Below are 16735 nucleotides of genomic sequence, written 5' to 3' on the forward strand. Positions count from 1 at the left end.
CTGTGCAGTCCTTCCGTAGGATCGGGTCATGGGAAACCGCGAAGACCTGATGGCCGGCGCCAAGCGCTGCCTGTACGAGAAGGGGTACGGGCGCACCACCGCCCGTGACGTCGCGACCGCCTCGGGCGTCAGCCTGGCCGCGATCGGCTACCACTTCGGTTCGAAGGACGCGCTGCTCAACGCCGCGATGATCGAGGCGATCGGGGAGATGGGGGCGTCCCTGGGCGCGGTGGTGGACGCCGCCAACCGGGTGTCCGACGACCCGGAGGAGCGCTTCGCCGCGGTCTGGGACGGTCTCAGGACCGTCTTCACCGAGCACCGCGGGCTCTGGGCGGCCCAGTTCGAGGCGCTCGCCCAGGCCGCGCACGCGCCCGAGCTGGCGCACGCGTTCGCGGAGGCGCAGAAGGAGGGCCGGCTCGGTCTCGCCGCGCTGTTCCAGGGGCTGCCCGAAGTGCCGGACACCGAGGAGGAGGTCGTCCGCGGCTCCTTCTACCAGACCCTGCTCGCCGGGTACGCCGCCCAGTGGCTGGCCGCCCCCGAACTGGCGCCGAACGGGCGGGACTTCCTGCGCGGGCTGCGGCTGGTCAGCGGAAGCGTGTTCGGCCCCGCGGTGCCGTCACCGCCCGCCACCGCCCGCTGACGGCGGTTGCCCGCTGTCGACGGCTGCCGCCCCGCTAGGCGGTGACCACCGTCAGCAGCACCACCGAGTCGACGTGGGCCAGCAGCCCGTGCCGCTCCTGGGGCACCGGCTCCAGCCGTCCGACGGGCAGCTCCAGGTGCCGGCCGGCGATGGTCAGCGAGACCCGGCCGCGCAGCACCTGGACGCTGCCGGCGGTCGGCGGGGTGTGCTCGTCCAGCGAGGTGCCCGCGGTCAGCGCGATCACGGTCTGCCGCAGGACGCCGTCGTGAAGCACCAGGTGGGCGCTGCGCCCGTGCGGGCTCTCTGCCGCCCGGGCGACGTGCTCCACGGCGAGCTGTTCGAGATCGGGCATCGCGCGTCCTCCTGACCCGGCGTGCCGGGCCGACCCCGGGCGCCGCCGGACCGGCGCCGTGTGCCCAGGTTCGCGGACGCGCCCGGCTCGCGCACCCGGAGCCGTTCGACGTGCAGCCCCCGGCGAGTGCCCGCATCGTGGAGGCATGGCTATCAACGAGACAGTCTCCGGCGGGTTCCAGGTCAACCGCTCGCTGCTGGCCGGCGGCGCGCTGCTCACCGGTATCGGCGCCGTGCTCGGCGTGGCCGGGGCGGCGATGGTGTGCGCGGCGCTGGCCACGGCCGGCCGCAGCTGGGTGCGCAGCCTGGAGACCGCGCCGGCCGCGTTCGCCCAGCGGGCGCTGCGCGAGGCGAAGGTGGCGTCCAGCGCGGGCTGGGAGGCCTGGCGCGCGGAGCACGGTTCGCCCAACTGAGCGCACCCGCCCAACCGGGCCACACCCGTCCAACCGAGCACGCCGGCTCCGCCCGAGTGCCCCCGGCCGGGTGCGGCGGGCCGCCATGGGGGTGCGGCCCGCCGCGGCTGTGGGCCCGCCTACAGGCCGAGCGACTTGGCGATGATGCTGCGCATGACCTCGCTGGTGCCGCCGTAGATCCGGAACACCCGGTTGTCGGTGTAGAGCCGGGCGATCGGGTACTCCAGGATGTAGCCGTAACCACCGTGCAGCTGAAGGCACTTGTCGATGACGGTGGAGGCCGACTCGGTGCAGAACAGCTTCGCGGCGGCCGCGTCGGCGACGGTCAGCTCCCCCTGCTGGTACAGCTCCAGCGCGCGGTCCACCATCGACTGCTGCGCCACCACCTGGGCCTCGCAGTCGGCCAGGGTGAACTTGGTGTTCTGGAACTCGGCCACCGCCTTGCCGAACACCTTGCGGTCCTTGACGTACTGGAGCGCGAACCGCACCGCCGCGGCCGCCGACGCGTACGCGCTGACGGCGATCGCCAGCCGCTCCTGCACCAGGTTGTGGGTCAGGTAGGAGAAGGCCCGGCCCTCCTCGCCGAGCAGGTTCTCCACCGGCACCCTGACGTCGCTGAAGGCCAGTTCGGCGGTGTCCGAGGTGCGCAGGCCGATCTTCTGCAGCTTGCGGCCGACCGTGTAGCCGGGGGACGTGGTGTCCACGCAGAGGATGGACAGGCCGGCCCGGCGGTTGTCCGGGTCGTACGGGGCGGTGCGGCAGACCACCAGGACGAGGTCGGCCAGCACGCCGCCGGTGATGAAGGTCTTGGCGCCGTTCAGGACGTAGTGGGTGCCGTCCTCGGAGAGCTTCGCGGTGGTGGCGATGCCCGCGAGGTCGGAGCCGGCACCCGGCTCGGTCATCGCGATGGCGGTCATGATGTCGCCGGAGACGAAGCCGGGCAGCCAGCGCCGCTTCTGCTCCTCGGTGGCGTACTCCAGCAGGTAGGGCAGGACCAGCGCGGTGTGCACGCCCGAGGAGCCGAAGCTCACGCCCGCCCGGGCGGTCTCCTCGGTGATCACCGTCTGGTACTTGAAGCCGCTCTCGCCCGCGCCGCCGTACTCCTCCGGCACCTCGATGCCGTAGACGCCGAGCGCGCCGAGCTGCCGGTAGAAGTCTCGCGGCGGGTGGCCGTCGGCCTCCCAGCTCTCGTAGACCGGGACGACCTCGTTGGCGATGAAGTCCCGGATGGTCTCCCGGAAGGCCTCGTGGTCCTCGTTGAACACGGTGCGGCGCACGGCGGCGCTCCCTTCGGTGGTGACCGGCTGCGGGCGCCGGCAGGGGCTGAACGTGCCAGGTGATGGCCTCACAAGTTAATCCCGGGTAGCTTCGGCTGTCCAGGGTCGACGGCGCCGGAAAAGGCCGGTGGTCACCGGGGGTCGGCGCCCTCAAGTGAATCCTTGCTAGCCTTCGGTCGGCAGTCCGGAGCGCGGGAGGGAGGCTCGCCATGGTGGTCCGACGACCGCCCGGGCGGCGCGCCCAGATCCTCGCCGTGGCGGCCGACCGGTTCCACCGCAGCGGCTACCACCAGGTCTCCATGACCGAGGTCGCCGCCGGGGTCGGCATCACCGCGCCCGCCCTCTACCGGCACTTCCGCGGCAAGCCCGAACTGCTCGACCGCGCCCTCCGGCTGGGGCTGGACGCGCTGGCCTGCGGGCTGCGCGGGGCCCGCACCACCGGCGACCTCGGCGCCGCGCTGGCCGCCGTCGCGGTCGGACACCGCCCGCTCGGCACCCTGGTGCAGCGCGACGCCAGGCTGCTGCCGCCGGCCCGGCGGGCGGCGCTGCGCCGCGAACTGCGTGCCGACGTCGCGCTGATGACCGCCGTGTTGTGTGCCGGGCGGCCGGAACTCCCTCTGCCGGACGCCGAGTTGCTCTGCTGGTCGGCGCTCTCGGCCTGCACCGGGCTCTCCTACCAGTCGGCCGCGCCGCAGCCGCGCCGCGCCGAGGCGGTGCTGCGCGAACTCGTCGCCGCCGTCCTCGCGGCCTCCCCGGGCGGCGCCGCCGCCCACCCGGATTCCGCCGCCCACCCGGGTCCCGCCATCGTCCCCGCCGCCGATCCCGTCGCCCCCGGGTCGCCGGAGCCCAGGCCGCAGGCGCGCCGCGAGGAGTTGCTCGCGGCGGCCGTCCGGCTCTTCCACCGGCGCGGCTTCGACAACGTCAGCACCGACCAACTCGGCGCCGCCGTCGGCATCTCCGGCCCCAGCGTCTACCGGCACTTCGACAGCAAGGCCCAGTTGCTCGCCGCCTCGCTGGTGCGCAGCCGCGAACGGCTCTGGCAGGAGGTGGACGGCGCGTTCGCGGCCGCCGCCGGGCCGGAGGCGGCGCTGACGGCCGGCCTGGGCGCGTACGTCGGCTTCGCGCTGCGCAACGGCGACTACCTGGGCGCGATGCTCAGCGAGACGGAGCGGCTGGCCCCGCCGGACCGCCGGGTCGCGGTGGACTTCCGGCGCGACTTCCTGCGCACCTGGGTCGGTCTGCTGCGGCGGGTCCGGCCCGAGTACGACGCGGTCGAGGCCCGGATCCGGGTCCACGCCCTGTTCGCGCTGGTCAACGACGGGGTGCGGAACCGCCCGCACAGCGCCCGCCCGGACCTGGGGGACTGCCTGCTGCACCTCGGCCGGGCCGTCCTCGGACTGCCCGGAACGGACGGCGGCCGGGCGCCCGCCCCGCGTTGACGGAGCGGGCACCCGGCCCGGAGGGTGTGGCTGCGCCCGGGGCGGGGCGGGTCTAGCCGACGGGGAAGAAGGCCCGGGCGTCGAGGTTGCCGTTGCCCTGCAGGGCGCCGATGTTGCCGCCGTTGCCGGTCGCGGCGAGGCCGTTGTTCTGGTTGCTCGCGCCCGAGCCGGTGGCCGTCTGCTGGGTGACGACCACGTTGCCGTGGACGTTGCCGATGACGTTGGCGGAGCCGGTGTTGCTCACGACGCTGCTGTTGGAGTGGTCGATGGCACCGGCGCCGTTGTCGGCGTGGGCGCCGGCGGCGCCGAAGCCGACGAGGAGGAACGCCCCGAGGGCGGTGGCGGCGGCTGCGCGGATACGGGACACGGTGGTCTCCCTGAGCTGGGGTGCGAAATGTGGCGCGATCCGGAGTGGCCGCTCCGTGGCGCCGTTGCCTGACGTCGCACGTTCAGCATTCACCAGCAGCGTGGACGAACTCCACCAAACGGGTGGCAATTCCCCCGATGGTGTCATGGTGACGCCATATCCGGAGATTGCCCGACGGGTCCGACGAAGGCATCTCAGACCATCCAAAACCGCTGGTGGGGACGGAAGTTGACGTACGGGACGGCAAGGTCGGACAACCCTGCGCTGTCAACGTGGAGTTGACCGAGTTTTTTCAGGGAGAAAGAAATGGTGGCCGGATAGTCGCACTGGCACACTGGGGACCCATGTCTGAAGGTGCCCCGCCCGAGCCCGCCCCCGCCGAGGATCTGCGTACGACCGAGGTCGATCTCGGCGGACTGGTGAACGTCCTCGCCACCCACCTCTACTCCACCCCGCTGGTCGCTCTGCGCGAACTCGTCCAGAACGCCCACGACTCGCACACCCGCCGACTCCTGGAGGACCCGGAGGGCGACCACCGCCCGCTGATCCGGGTGCGCGGCGACGCCGTCCGGCGGACCGTCTCCATCGAGGACACCGGCGCCGGCCTCACCGAGCCGGAGATCCACGCCTACCTCGCCACCGTCGGCACCGGCTACACCCGGATGCTGCGCGACCTCACCGGCAACCAGGAGTTGATCGGCGCCTTCGGCCTCGGCTTCCTCTCCGCCTTCTCGGTGGCCGACGAGGTCGCCGTCACCACCACCTCGCACCGCGAACCGCACCTCGGCCACCGCTACCGCAGCCGGGGCGGCGAGCAGTACCAGGTCGACCCGGTGCCCGCCCGGCCCCGCCCCGGCACGGTCGTCGAGCTGACCCTCAAGGCCGAACACGCCCACCTCGCCGACGAGGACGCGCTGCGCGACGTGCTCGGCCGGTACTGCGTGCTGCTGCCGATCCCGGTCTACGTCGGCGACGACGAGCAGCCCGTCAACAACGTCGAGGTGCCCTGGCGCCAGAGCGTGCCGGGTGACCAGCACGCCGCCCGGATGCGCTTCGCCACCGCCTTCGGCCGCCGCTTCGAGCCGCTCACCGCCTTCCCCGTCCACCCGGTCGAGGGCGGCACCGGAGGCGGCACCGAGGGCGGCAGCGGGGGAGGGTCCGGGGGCGGCACCGACGCGATCGGCCTGCTCTGGGTCCAGGACGGCGGCACCTACGGCAGCAGCGACAACCGCGACCTCGCCGTCTACCTGCGCGGCATGCTGCTCGCCGAGGACGCCCGCGACCTGCTGCCCAGCTGGGCCGGGTTCATCGGCGGCGTGGTCGAGTCCAGCCGGCTCACCCCCACCGCCAGCCGCGAGGACCTCCAGCGCGACGACCACTACCGCGCACTCCAGCGCGCCCTCACCGACGCCATCGTCGACGGCCTGTACGAGACCGCCCGGCTGCGGCCCGCCGCCTGGCGCCGCATCCTCACCCGGCACGGCCAGGACCTGCTCGGCGCCGCGCTCTGCGACGAGCGGCTGTTCACCCTGCTCGCCGACGACGTCCCCGTCCCCACCTCCCAGGGCGACCTCACCGCCGGCGCGCTGCGGGCCGCGGGCGGGGGCGCGGTGCACGTCGCGCTCGGCAGCGGCGGTGGCTTCGAGGAGATGCTGTACCGGGCGATGCGGGTGCCGATCGCCCGCGGCGACCGCTACGCCGTCCTGCCCTTCCTGCGCCGCTACGCCCAGCTGCGCGGCTGCCGCCTGGTCGAGCTGGGCAGCGAGCACGGCGACCGCGAGCTGTTCCGCGACCCGGAGCGCCCGCTGCCGGCCGGTGAGGCGGCCTGGCTGGCCGGCGCCCTCGCCGACGAGGGCGAGCAGCTCGTCCCGGCCCGGTTCGACCCGCCCGGCCTGCCGCTGGTCCTGGTGCCGGACCGCGAGGCCGAGCTGAAGGCCCGGATCGAGGACGACCAGGCCGACGCCCGGATCCCGTCCGCGGCGCTGCGGCTGGCCCGGGCGTTCACCGCCCGCACCGACGGCGAGGTCAGGGCCCGCCTCTACCTCAACCTGTCCTGCCCGGCCGTGCTGGGCCTGCTCGCCGCCTACCGCGCCGGGCACACCGGCAGCGCCACGGCGGCGGGGCTGCTCCGCTCGCTCAAGGTGATCATGGCGGCCGCCTCGGCGGGCTCGACCGGCTCGTCCGGCGGCGACCTCACCGCCGCGCTGTCCGGCGTCGGCACCGCGGTCTCGGCGCTGACCGCCGCCGTCCCGGCCGGCCTGCCGGGCGTCCCGGACACCCTCGGCGCCCTCCCGGACGAGGCGTGACGGACGGATTGTCAGTGGTCCGCGGTAGACATCACATCAGCACCACGCAGGGGGACACCACATGAGTACCGACATCTGGGCCTGGGTCCACGACGCCCACCGCCAGCTGGCCGAGGCCGGCCACCGGCGGCTGGCCGACGCCATCTACGAGCTGCCCGGCCACGCCAACGAGGGCCGCAACGACCAGGTGGACGCCGTCTACCCGGAGGCGCTGGCCGCCTCCCGGGCGCTCGGCCTGCCCTGGGTCGAGGTCTACCTGCGGCACTGGCGGATGCAGAACCTGCTGAACAAGCGCCACCAGGGCGAGCAGGCCCTGCCCGAGGCGGTCGACCTGCTGGAGTTCGCCCACCGCGAGGAGACGGCGGGCTGCCCGCAGTCCGTCTGCGTGGTGCAGGACTTCGCGATCTGCCACGCCCGGGTCGACGGCCCCGGCTACGTGCCGGAGCGGCTGGCGGTGCTCGGCGAGACGCTGGAGCGGATCGAGCCCGGCCGCGCCTGCTTCGACTGCCTCTCCCGCGAGTACTCCGACGCGCTGGAGGACGACGGCCGCCACACCGAGGCGCTCGCCCACCTGGACACCGCCGCCACCCGGATCCAGGCGGCCGGCGAGCGGCTCTCGCTGCACTTCCACCACGCCCGGGCCGGCACCCTGCACCGGCTCGGCCGGCACCAGGAGGTGCTCGCGCTGCTCGACACCGCCGAGCAGGCCGAGCGCTCCCGCGGCCACGAGATCGACGAGAGCGACCGGCTCTGGGGCGGCCTGCTGCGGGCCCGCGCGCTGGCCTCGCTCGGCCGGACGGAGGAGGCGCTGGCGCTGCTGCCCGACCGGGAGGCCGCCGAGCGCCACGCCGACCTGCGGGACGGCTGGACGCACACGGTCGAGCTGCTGGTCGCGGCCGGTGCCTGGGAGAACGACGCCGAGCTGGGCGCCGCCGTGGCCGGCTGGGTCGGCTACCTGGACGGCACCGGCTCGCACCGCCCGTGCGTGGACCTGCTGCTGGCGGCGGGTCGGCTCGCCCTCGCCCGCGGCGCCCGGACGGTGGCGCTGACCCTCGCCGCGACCGGGGAGCGCAAGCTCGCCCAGCTGCGCCGCACCGACGGCGTGGCCGCGGAGGTCGCCGCGCTGCGGGCGGCCGCCGAGGCGCTGCCGGAGCCCGAGCTGCCCGTCCCGCCCGGCGAGCTGGCGGCGCACCTGGCCGAGGTCGGTGTGCCCTACGAGACCGGCGCCGACCTGCTCTCCGTCGCCCTGGACCGGTACCGGGGTGAGCAGGCCGGCGCCACCGAACTGGCCGTCAACCTGGCCGCGGTGCTCGGCGGCCTCGGCCACGCCAGGGCCTCCGCCGACCTGCTCTGGAGCTGGCTCGACACCGCCCCGGCCGACGAGGTGCTGATCGGCATGCTCGGCTCCGCCCTGATCGACGCGGGGGACGGCGAGGGCGTCCGCCGCCTCGCCGACCGGCTGGCCGACGACAGCCCGGAGGACGGGCACTGGATACGCGCCCGCTGGGCCGCCGCCGAGGGCCGCTGGGCCGAGGTGCTGGAGCAGTGCGAGGCGATCCTGGCCCTGGACGCCAGCCGGATCAACACCCGCCGGCTGGCCGCCGGCGCCGCCACCGAACTGGGCGACCACGCGACCGCGCAGCGGCTGTACCAGGAGCTCCTGGAGCACGCGCTGCCCGCCGAGGCCGCCCCGGAGGAGGAGCGCCACCGCACCGTCCAGGAGTCCGACCTCTGGCACCTGATCACGGCGGCCACCGCCAACCGGGACTGGGCCGCGGTCCGTTCCGCGGGCGCGCTGCTCGGCATCGAGTTCGACGAGCCCGAGGGGCCGGTGGACGAGGAGTGGCAGCTGGTCACCGTCCGGGCCACCCGCACCAACGGCGCCACCGCCGACCTGCCCGCCGTCCGCACCGGTCCGGCCACCGCCCGGATCCTGCCGGTGCTCGGTGAGGACCTGACGCTCAACCACGGCGACGTGGTGGTCTTCGCCCCGGCGCTGCTGGAGCCGCCGCCGGCCGAGGACGCCCCCGAGGAGGAGCGGCACGGCTGGCGCCCGGTGTTCGAGCTGCTCACCCTGCTCGACCCGGCGGGGTACACCACGTACTGGATCGACGGCGGCTGGCCCGGCGACGAGCCGTGGGCGGCGCTGCGCGAGAGCCTCCAGCAGGCCGGCCACGCGGTCTGGGCGTACAGCGGGGAGCAGTACCGCATCACCGACCCGGCCGACGAGGACGGCACGCTGCCCGGCGTGTACGCCGCCCTCGGGGTGCCGCCGACGGCCTCCGCCGCCGAGGCCGACGCGCTGCTGCACCGGCTCACCGGCGACTGGCCGCACCCGCTCGCCTGGCTCGACCTGGCCAAGGCGGCGGGCGCGGACGCCGCCCGGCACGAGGAGATCGTCGAGCGCTACGGCCTCTGACCTCTGACCTCTGGCCCGGTCCGGCCCGGGCACGCGCGCCACGGGGGGCGTCGCGCGCGTGCCCGGAGCGGGAACCATCCCGGGATCTGTCGAGTCTTGGTAAATGCTTTACCATTTCATTGCCAAGACTCGACCCCCAGGAGTGTCCGCCCGTGACCAGCCTCGCCCTCGGCCCGTCCTGGCTCGATCCGACCAACCTGATCTCCGCCTTCGGCCTGATCGGCATCCTGGCCATCGTCTTCGCCGAGTCCGGACTGCTGATCGGCTTCTTCCTGCCGGGGGACTCGCTGCTGTTCACCACCGGCCTGCTGGTGGCCGGCGGCACCTACCTGCACCAGCCGCTCTGGCTGGTCTGCGCGCTGATCGTGGCCGCCGCGGTGGCGGGGGACCAGGTCGGCTACCTGTTCGGCCGCAAGGTCGGGCCGAGCCTGTTCCGCCGCGCCGACTCCCGGCTCTTCAAGCAGGAGAACGTGGAGAAGGCCGCCGCCTTCTTCGACCGGCACGGTCCCAAGGCGATCGTGCTGGCCCGCTTCGTGCCGATCGTGCGCACCTTCACCCCGATCGTCGCCGGGGTGAGCAGGATGAACTACCGCACCTTCGTGGTCTTCAACCTCGTCGGCGGCGTGCTGTGGGGCGCCGGCGTCACCGTGCTCGGCTACTTCCTGGGCCAGATCCCGTTCGTGCGGGAGAACATCGAGGCGATCCTGGTCGGCATCGTGCTGGTCTCGGTGGTCCCGGTGGCGGTCGAACTGCTGCGGGCCCGCCGTTCCGGCGCGGCGTCCGCCGACCGCCACCGCGCCGGGTAGGCGTCCGCGGCCCCCGCCGGGGTACGCCGCGTACATGTGCGTCCGGCAGTTCGATCAGGCAAGGTGTAACCCGAGATCGAACGGTGGCCGACGGCCACCAGGGGCGGCAAGGAGCGGAAGTGCCTAAGCGGGGCCGACCGGGCGCAGGCAAGCGGGCGAGGGGAGGCCGGGCGGTCCGTCAGACCCGGCGGACGCCGCCGCCACGGCCGGTGGACCCCGCCGAGGCGCCGCCCACCGAGGGCCTGCTGGGCCATCCGGCCCCGACCGTCGAGCCCGCCACCGTCGTCCCCTTCGTCCCGCCGATCACGGAGACCAGGGGCCTGCTGTCCCCGGAGCCGGAGCGGGAGCCGGCCCCCGAGCCCGGGGCGCCCGCCGGGTCCGGGCCGCACCCCGCGCTCGGGCCGCACCCCGCACTCGGGCCGCACCCCGCGCCCGGGCAGGCGCCCGGCCCGGAGGACGCGCGCCCGGCCCGCCGTCGATCGGTCGCCGAGGACACCCTCACCCCCGAGGAGTGGCGGGCCGCCGGCTACACCCCGCCGATGGGCATCCCGGTCGTCCCGGAGCTGACCGCCGGCGCCCCCGGCGAGGCGCCCTGGCCGGACCGGATGCGCACCCTGCTGCGGATGCCGATGTCCGAGCGCCCCGCCTTCGAGCGGACCGCCCGCGAGCTGCACCCCTCCGCGGGCGCGACCCGCAACGTCCCCCGCATCCTCGACCTGACGCTGCGCATCGGCGAGCTGCTGCTCGCCAGCGGCGAGGCCGCCGAGGACGTCGAGGCGGCGATGCTCGGCATCGCGCACGCCTACCGGCTGGACCGCTGCGAGCCGCAGGTGACCTTCACCCTGATCGGCATCTCGCACCAGCCCTCGCTGGTCGAGCCGCCGATCACCGCCGACCGGGTGGTGCGCCGCCGCACCTCCGACTACACCCGGCTGAACGCGGTCTACGAGCTGGTCGCGGACATCACCGCGGAGAAGGTCACGGTCAACGACGCCTACCGCCGGCTCGCCCTGATCCGCCGCAACCGGCACCCGTACCCGGGCTGGATGCTCGCGCTGACCACCGGTCTGCTGGCCGGCGCGGCCACCTTCCTGGTCGGCGGGCGGATCGACGACAAGGCCTGGCTGGTCTTCGCCAGCGCCTTCGTCGCGGCCGTCCTCGGCGACCGGCTGGCCTCCACGCTGGCCCGGCGCCGGCTGCCGGAGTTCTACCAGTTCGTGGCGGCCGCGATGCCGGCCGCCGCCTCCGGGATCATCCTGTCCTTCAACGACTGGGGCCTGCGCGGCTCGGTGGTGATCACCGGTGGCCTGTTCGCGCTGCTGCCCGGCCGGGCGCTGGTCGCCGCCGTCCAGGACGGCCTGACCGGCTTCTACATCACCGCCGCGGCCCGCCTGCTGGAGGTGATCTACCTGGTCGCGGGCATCGTGATCGGCGTGATGCTGATCCTCTACCTGGGTGTCGGCTTCGAGGCGAAGCTGCGGCCGGACGAGAGCCTGGCGGGCGTCACCTACCCGCCGGTCCAGATGATCGCCGCGATGCTGCTGACCCTGGCCTTCGCCACGCTGCTGCAGACCGACCGCCGCTCGCTCGCGCTGGTCACCCTGAACAGCGGCATCGGCTGGGCCAGCTACGGCGTGCTGGCGTACAACGCGGGCATCTCCCCGATCGTGGCGACGGGGGTGGCGGCCGGCCTGGTCGGCCTGTTCGGCCAGCTGATGGCGCGCTACCGCAACGGCTCCGCGCTGCCGTACGTGACCGCCGCGATCGGCCCGCTGATGCCCGGTTCGGCGCTCTACCTGGGGATGCTGTCCTTCGCCCAGGGCCACGCCAGCGCGGGCCTGGTGTCCGTCTCCCGGGCGGCGGCGATCGCGATGGCGCTGGCGATCGGGGTGAACCTCGGCGGTGAGATCGCCCGGATGTTCATGAAGCTGCCGGTCGGCGGCGAGCGCCCGTCGCTGTACCCGGTCGTGCCGCGCCGGGCGGCCAAACGCACCCGCGGGTTCTGACCCCGCGTTGGACCGGTGTTGGGCTCCGGGCCATGTCACGGCAGGCCGCACGCAGGACCAGGAACGAAGGTAAGACGCATGACCACACTGCTGGACGGCTACCGCGAGCACATCGTCGCCGCGCACAAACAGCCGTTGTTCCTGCTGCTGGTCGGCTTCATCACCTCCTTCGTGTGCATCCGGTTCAGCGTCCGGATGATCCGCGCCGAGGTGCGGTGGTGGTTCCGCAACGTCACCCCCGGCGGCCTGCACATCCATCACATGGTCTTCGGCCTGGGCTTCCTGCTGGTCGGCGGCGTCGGGGTGTTCGCCACGTACGGCGGGCACCCGTGGATCGACTGGTTCGGGCTTGTCTTCGGCATCGGCTGCGGCCTGGTGCTGGACGAGTTCGCGCTGATCCTGCACCTGGACGACGTGTACTGGAGCGAGCAGGGCCGCAAGTCGGTGGACGCGGTGATCTTCGGGATCCTGTTCACCGCCCTGCTGCTGGTCGGGTACGTGCCGCTCGGCGTGGTGCCCAGCCAGGAGACCAGGTGGGGCCTGATCACGGTGATCTCGGTGAACGCCCTGGCCTCGGTGATCACCCTGATCAAGGGCAAGATGTGGACCGGCCTGCTCGGCATCATGGTTCCCGGCCTGTCCTGGATCGGGGCGATCCGGCTGGCCCGCCCGAGCAGCCCGTGGGCCCGCTGGCGGTACGCCACGCGCCCGCGCCGCCGGGCCCGTGCGCTCCGGCGCGAGCGCCTGCTGCACCGGCGTGCGGACCGGGCCCGCACCTGGCTCTTCGACCTGATCGCCGGCGCCCCCGACAAGGTGCCCGCGAACCACCCCGCCGCCCACCGGGTGGCCGAGCGGATGTCCGCCCGGGCCACCGCCCACCTCGACGCGCACGCCGCCCGGGCACTGGCCCGGCGTCAGGCGCGGCTGGCGGACCGCCGCTCGGCGGCCGCCGCCGGTGCCGGAGCGGCGAACCCCCCGGCGGCGGGTGGGCCGTACGGCGCGGGCGGCCCCGGCGGCGGCCCGGCCCTCGGGGCGCAGCAGCGCCGTCGCGCGATCCGGGCGGGGCGCAATCGGACGTACGCGGTTCGTCCGACCGGGGTGGAGCACCGCTCCGGGCGACACCCCCACCTGCGGCCGCACACCCGCCGGATCCACCGGTAGTTCGCATACCCTGTGCGTCTGACCGAAGGTGACTGGCGGTCAGATCATCTGATGGTCACCCGCCCGGCGGAGTGCGTTAGAGGTGTGAAAAGCGCCGGAGTTGAGAACATGATCGGCGAGTGACCGTTCTGTCATGTGATGGGATGATTCGTCGGACCTGCTCCGCCCGGCCGCCCCGCCCGAGCGCCGCGGACCGTCCGCCGCCGTCCCCTCCGGACCCGTGAGAAGGGGATGTCTCGTGGCGCGCAGGCTCCTGCCGACCCTCCTGTTGTCCCTCACCGCCCTGCTCGGGCTGCTCCCCGCGGCCCAGGCCGCCCCGGCGGACCCCGAACCGGCCGCCGGCCCCGCCCGGACGGAGGACCCGTACCCGACCACCGGGGAGATCGACCGGGCCCGCGCCGAGGCCGACCGCACCGCCGCCTCCGTCACCGCCATCGAAGCCGGCCTCGCCGCCGCCCGGACCGAACTCGACCAGGCCGGCCGCAGCGCCGAACAGGCCGTCGAGGCCTACAACGGCGCCCAGCTCGCCCTCGCCCGGGCCCGCGCCGACGAGACCGCCGCCGCCCGGAGCGCCACCGCCGCCGAGGCCGACCGCACCGCGGCCGCCGAGGACGCCGCCCAGCTCGCCGCCGAAACGTACCGCCAGGGCGCGGGCGCCGCACTCTCCGCCCTCAACGCCCTGCTCGGCGCCCACGGCCCGCGCGAAGCCGGCGACCGCGCCGCCGTGATCGGCGTCGCCAGCGAGCGGACCCGGCAGATCCTCGACGCCGCCACCTCCACCGCCGCCGCCGCGACCCGCGCCTCCGCCGCCGCCCGCGCCGCCACCGAGACCGCCGAGAAGGCCGCCACCGAGGTCGGCGCCGCCAGGGCCAGGGCCGAGGCCCGGCTCGCGGCCCAGCAGGAGGCGGTCACCGCCGCCGACCGCCGCCGCGAACAACTGCTCACCGACCTGGCCGCCGCCCGGCACACCACCGTCGACCTGGAACGCCGGCGCAGCGAGGCCCTGGAGGCGATCGCCGCCCGCGAGGCCGAGGCCGCCGCCCGCGCCGCCGCCGAGAAGGCCGCCGAGAAAGCCGCCGCCGAAGCGGCCGCCGCCGCCGAGGCCGCCGCTGAGGCCGCCGCCAAGGCCACCCCGGCCGCACCCCCCGCCGCCCGCCGCCCGTGGTCCGCCGAGGGCGCCGGCGCCGCCATCGCCTTCGCCCGCTCCAAGATCGGCCTGCCCTACATCTGGGGCGGCGAGGGCCCGGCCGGCTACGACTGCTCCGGGCTCACCATGATGGCCTGGCGCGAGGGCGGCAAACAGCTCAACCACTTCGCCGCCGACCAGTACGCCCAGAGCACCCCGGTCAGCTACCAGCAGCTGCGCCCCGGCGACCTCGTGTTCTGGACGGACACCGGCCGCGCCGCCGACATCTACCACGTCGGCCTCTACATCGGCGACGACCAGATGATCGAGGCCCCCCGCGTCGGCATGCCGGTCAAACAGGCCAGCCTCTGGATCATGGGCACCCCCGACTTCTACGCCCGCCCGTAGCGCCCGGCCCGCTTCTGCGCCCGCCCGCAGGGCCCGACGTGCGCGCCCGGCTCGCGCCGGGGCTGTCGGTGGCGGAGGCTAGCGTGGCCGCGTCGACCACTCGGGAGGAGACGCGATGAGGCTGCGGGACGTCGAGGCGGGGGACGCCGGGGCGTACGTCCGGATGCGGTGCGACGCGGTGATGATGGCCGAGCTGGGCGGGCCGCTGCCGGAGGAGCGGGTGCGGGAGCGGCTGCGCAAGGACGTCGTGGAGGTCGCCGAGGACCGTTCGTGGATCAAGGTGATCGTCCCGGACGGCGCCGGGCCGGAGGTGGCGGCCGGGACCGTCACGCTCTGGTCGCACGAGGAGGACGGCGCCGCCGTGGCCGAGATCGGCTGGATGGTGCTGCCCGAGTTCCAGGGGCGCGGCCTCGCCAAGGCGGCCGTCCGGGAACTGCTGGACGCGGCCGCCCGGGACGGCCGGTGGGGCCCGGTGCACGCCTTCCCGGCAACGGCCAACGGCCCGTCCAACGGGATCTGCCGGGCGCTCGGCTTCCGGCTGCTCGGCGAGCAGGACGTCGACTTCGCCGACCGCGTCCTGCACTGCAACCACTGGGTGGTGGTGCCGGGGGAGCACTACGCATCGGGCACGGAATAAATGGGATGCCGCCCGAAAGCGGCGCCCGTACGGTGGCCCGATGGGCAACACAACCGATGACGGGGCCGTCGACATCGTGAACGGCCTCCAGATCCGCGCGATCGCCGAGAGCGAGGTGGCCGCGTGGGACCGGGCGCTCGCTCTGGGCTTCCTGCGCTCGCACGCGGAGAGCTCGGCCGACTTCCGCCGCCTGCAGTGGGAGCCGGGCCGGATGCTGGCCGGCTTCGACGGCGACCGCTGCATCGCCACCTTCCGCAGCTTCGACGTCGAGCTGACCGTCCCGGGCGGGGCCGCCGTCCGGGCCGACGCCATCACCGCCGTGACGGTCAGCGCCACCCACCGCCGCCGCGGCCTGCTCGGCACGCTGATGCGCCGCGACCTCGCGGCCGCCGCCGAGCGCGGTTCGGCGGTCGCCATCCTGATCGCCGCCGAGTACAACATCTACGGCCGCTACGGCTTCGGCCCGGCCACCCGCGGCCACGGCTGGAACATCGACCTGCACCGCACCCGAGGCCTGCGCGACGGCCTGCCCACCGTGCCCGGCGGGCGGATCGACTTCGCGACCATGGCGCAGGCCCGCGAGCTGGGCCCCGACCTGCACGAGCGCTGGCGGCGCACCCAGCCGGGCGCGATCGCCCGCGACGAGCTGTGGTGGAAGCGGAACACCGGCGAACTCAAGGTGCCGGGGAACGAGTTCAAGGAGCCGTTCGTGGCCGTCCACCGGGACGCCGACGGCACGGTCACCGGCCTGGTGGCCTACCGGGTCGACGACACCTGGGACGGCAGCTACCCGAACTGCACCCTGACCGTGGCCGACTTCCTCGCCCTCGACCGGGCGACCGCCGCCGAGCTGTGGCGCTTCGTCCTCTCCGTCGACTGGGTGCGCAAGGTCGTCGCGGAGAACATCGGCCCGGACGACCCGCTGCCGCTGCTGCTCCAGGACCCGCGCGCCGCCACCCCGTACGTGGACAACGCCGACTTCACCTGGCTGCGGGTGCTGGACGTGGCGGCCGCGTTCGACGCCCGGACGTACGGCGCGCCCGGCCGGGTGGTCCTGGAGGTCGAGGACCGGCTCGGCTACGCCTCCGGCCGCTGGGCGATCGAGGTCGCCGCGGACGGCACCGGCCGCTGCACCCGGACCACGGACGACGCCGACCTCGCCCTGGGCGCCTCCGCGCTGGCGTCGCTCTACCTGGGCGGCGAGACGGCGCCCCGGCTGCTCGCGGCCGGCCTGCTCACCGAACTGCGCCCCGGCGCGGCGGCCGCCGCCGACCTGCTGCTGCGCACGCCGCTGCAGCCCTGGAACCCGGACGGCTTCTGAGCCGCCGCTACGCCGGGGGCCGGATCGCAGTGCTGCGGTCCGGCCCCCGGCGCGTCCG

General features: G+C 74.8%; 14 protein-coding genes. 11 read left to right on the forward strand and 3 right to left on the reverse strand.

Features of this window, described 5'->3' with window-relative positions:
- Positions 1 to 28: 28 nt before the first annotated feature.
- On the forward strand, positions 29 to 640 hold the full coding sequence (locus ACFVTF_RS02835) for a TetR/AcrR family transcriptional regulator (protein ID WP_371518183.1): 612 nt from the start codon (positions 29 to 31) through the stop codon (positions 638 to 640).
- Between the two features lie 34 nt (positions 641 to 674).
- Here the strand turns inward: ACFVTF_RS02835 and ACFVTF_RS02840 are convergent, their stop codons facing one another.
- The gene (locus ACFVTF_RS02840; protein ID WP_371518184.1) at positions 675 to 992 is read right to left on the reverse strand and encodes a cupin; all 318 of its coding nucleotides are present in this window, start codon (positions 990 to 992) and stop codon (positions 675 to 677) included.
- 145 nt (positions 993 to 1137) lie between these two features.
- Here ACFVTF_RS02840 and ACFVTF_RS02845 point away from each other — a divergent pair, with 145 nt between their 5' ends.
- Positions 1138 to 1404: a hypothetical protein gene (locus ACFVTF_RS02845; protein WP_063348761.1), complete on the forward strand. Its 267-nt coding sequence runs from the start codon at positions 1138 to 1140 to the stop codon at positions 1402 to 1404.
- A gap of 119 nt (positions 1405 to 1523) precedes the next feature.
- Here the strand turns inward: ACFVTF_RS02845 and ACFVTF_RS02850 are convergent, their stop codons facing one another.
- Positions 1524 to 2681, reverse strand: coding sequence for an acyl-CoA dehydrogenase family protein (locus ACFVTF_RS02850; protein WP_363617680.1), 1158 nt, complete (start codon positions 2679 to 2681; stop codon positions 1524 to 1526).
- Between the two features lie 209 nt (positions 2682 to 2890).
- Between ACFVTF_RS02850 and ACFVTF_RS02855 the strand changes: the two genes are divergently transcribed.
- Complete coding sequence (locus ACFVTF_RS02855; protein ID WP_387808120.1) at positions 2891 to 4120, forward strand: TetR/AcrR family transcriptional regulator; 1230 nt, start codon at positions 2891 to 2893, stop codon at positions 4118 to 4120.
- Between the two features lie 52 nt (positions 4121 to 4172).
- Here the strand turns inward: ACFVTF_RS02855 and ACFVTF_RS02860 are convergent, their stop codons facing one another.
- Positions 4173 to 4487, reverse strand: coding sequence for a hypothetical protein (locus ACFVTF_RS02860; protein WP_371518187.1), 315 nt, complete (start codon positions 4485 to 4487; stop codon positions 4173 to 4175).
- Between the two features lie 344 nt (positions 4488 to 4831).
- Here ACFVTF_RS02860 and ACFVTF_RS02865 point away from each other — a divergent pair, with 344 nt between their 5' ends.
- The 8 genes from ACFVTF_RS02865 to ACFVTF_RS02900 all read left to right on the forward strand — a co-directional run bounded on the left by ACFVTF_RS02865 (position 4832) and on the right by ACFVTF_RS02900 (position 16677).
- Entirely contained in the window at positions 4832 to 6793 is a 1962-nt protein-coding gene (locus ACFVTF_RS02865) for an ATP-binding protein (protein WP_387808123.1), read from the forward strand.
- Positions 6794 to 6854: 61 nt separating this feature from the next.
- A complete protein-coding gene (locus ACFVTF_RS02870) occupies positions 6855 to 9212 on the forward strand; it encodes a hypothetical protein (RefSeq protein ID WP_387808126.1) in 2358 nt (785 codons plus the stop codon).
- A gap of 152 nt (positions 9213 to 9364) precedes the next feature.
- Positions 9365 to 10018 (forward strand): VTT domain-containing protein, encoded by a 654-nt coding sequence (locus tag ACFVTF_RS02875; protein WP_350878332.1) that lies wholly within the window; start codon positions 9365 to 9367, stop codon positions 10016 to 10018.
- Positions 10019 to 10227: 209 nt separating this feature from the next.
- Positions 10228 to 12024 carry a threonine/serine exporter family protein gene (locus tag ACFVTF_RS02880; protein WP_387808130.1) on the forward strand — a complete coding sequence of 599 codons (1797 nt, stop codon included), beginning with the start codon at positions 10228 to 10230 and terminating at the stop codon, positions 12022 to 12024.
- A gap of 78 nt (positions 12025 to 12102) precedes the next feature.
- The gene (locus tag ACFVTF_RS02885) at positions 12103 to 13185 is read left to right on the forward strand and encodes a hypothetical protein (RefSeq protein ID WP_387808133.1); all 1083 of its coding nucleotides are present in this window, start codon (positions 12103 to 12105) and stop codon (positions 13183 to 13185) included.
- A gap of 238 nt (positions 13186 to 13423) precedes the next feature.
- Complete coding sequence (locus ACFVTF_RS02890) at positions 13424 to 14719, forward strand: C40 family peptidase (RefSeq protein WP_387808136.1); 1296 nt, start codon at positions 13424 to 13426, stop codon at positions 14717 to 14719.
- A gap of 115 nt (positions 14720 to 14834) precedes the next feature.
- Positions 14835 to 15356 carry a GNAT family N-acetyltransferase gene (locus ACFVTF_RS02895; protein ID WP_387808139.1) on the forward strand — a complete coding sequence of 174 codons (522 nt, stop codon included), beginning with the start codon at positions 14835 to 14837 and terminating at the stop codon, positions 15354 to 15356.
- A 40-nt stretch (positions 15357 to 15396) separates the two neighbouring features.
- Positions 15397 to 16677, forward strand: coding sequence for a GNAT family N-acetyltransferase (locus ACFVTF_RS02900; RefSeq protein WP_387808142.1), 1281 nt, complete (start codon positions 15397 to 15399; stop codon positions 16675 to 16677).
- Positions 16678 to 16735 lie beyond the last annotated feature (58 nt).

Source organism: Kitasatospora sp. NPDC057940, from assembly GCF_042887425.1.
In the GTDB taxonomy this organism is placed as follows: domain Bacteria; phylum Actinomycetota; class Actinomycetes; order Streptomycetales; family Streptomycetaceae; genus Kitasatospora.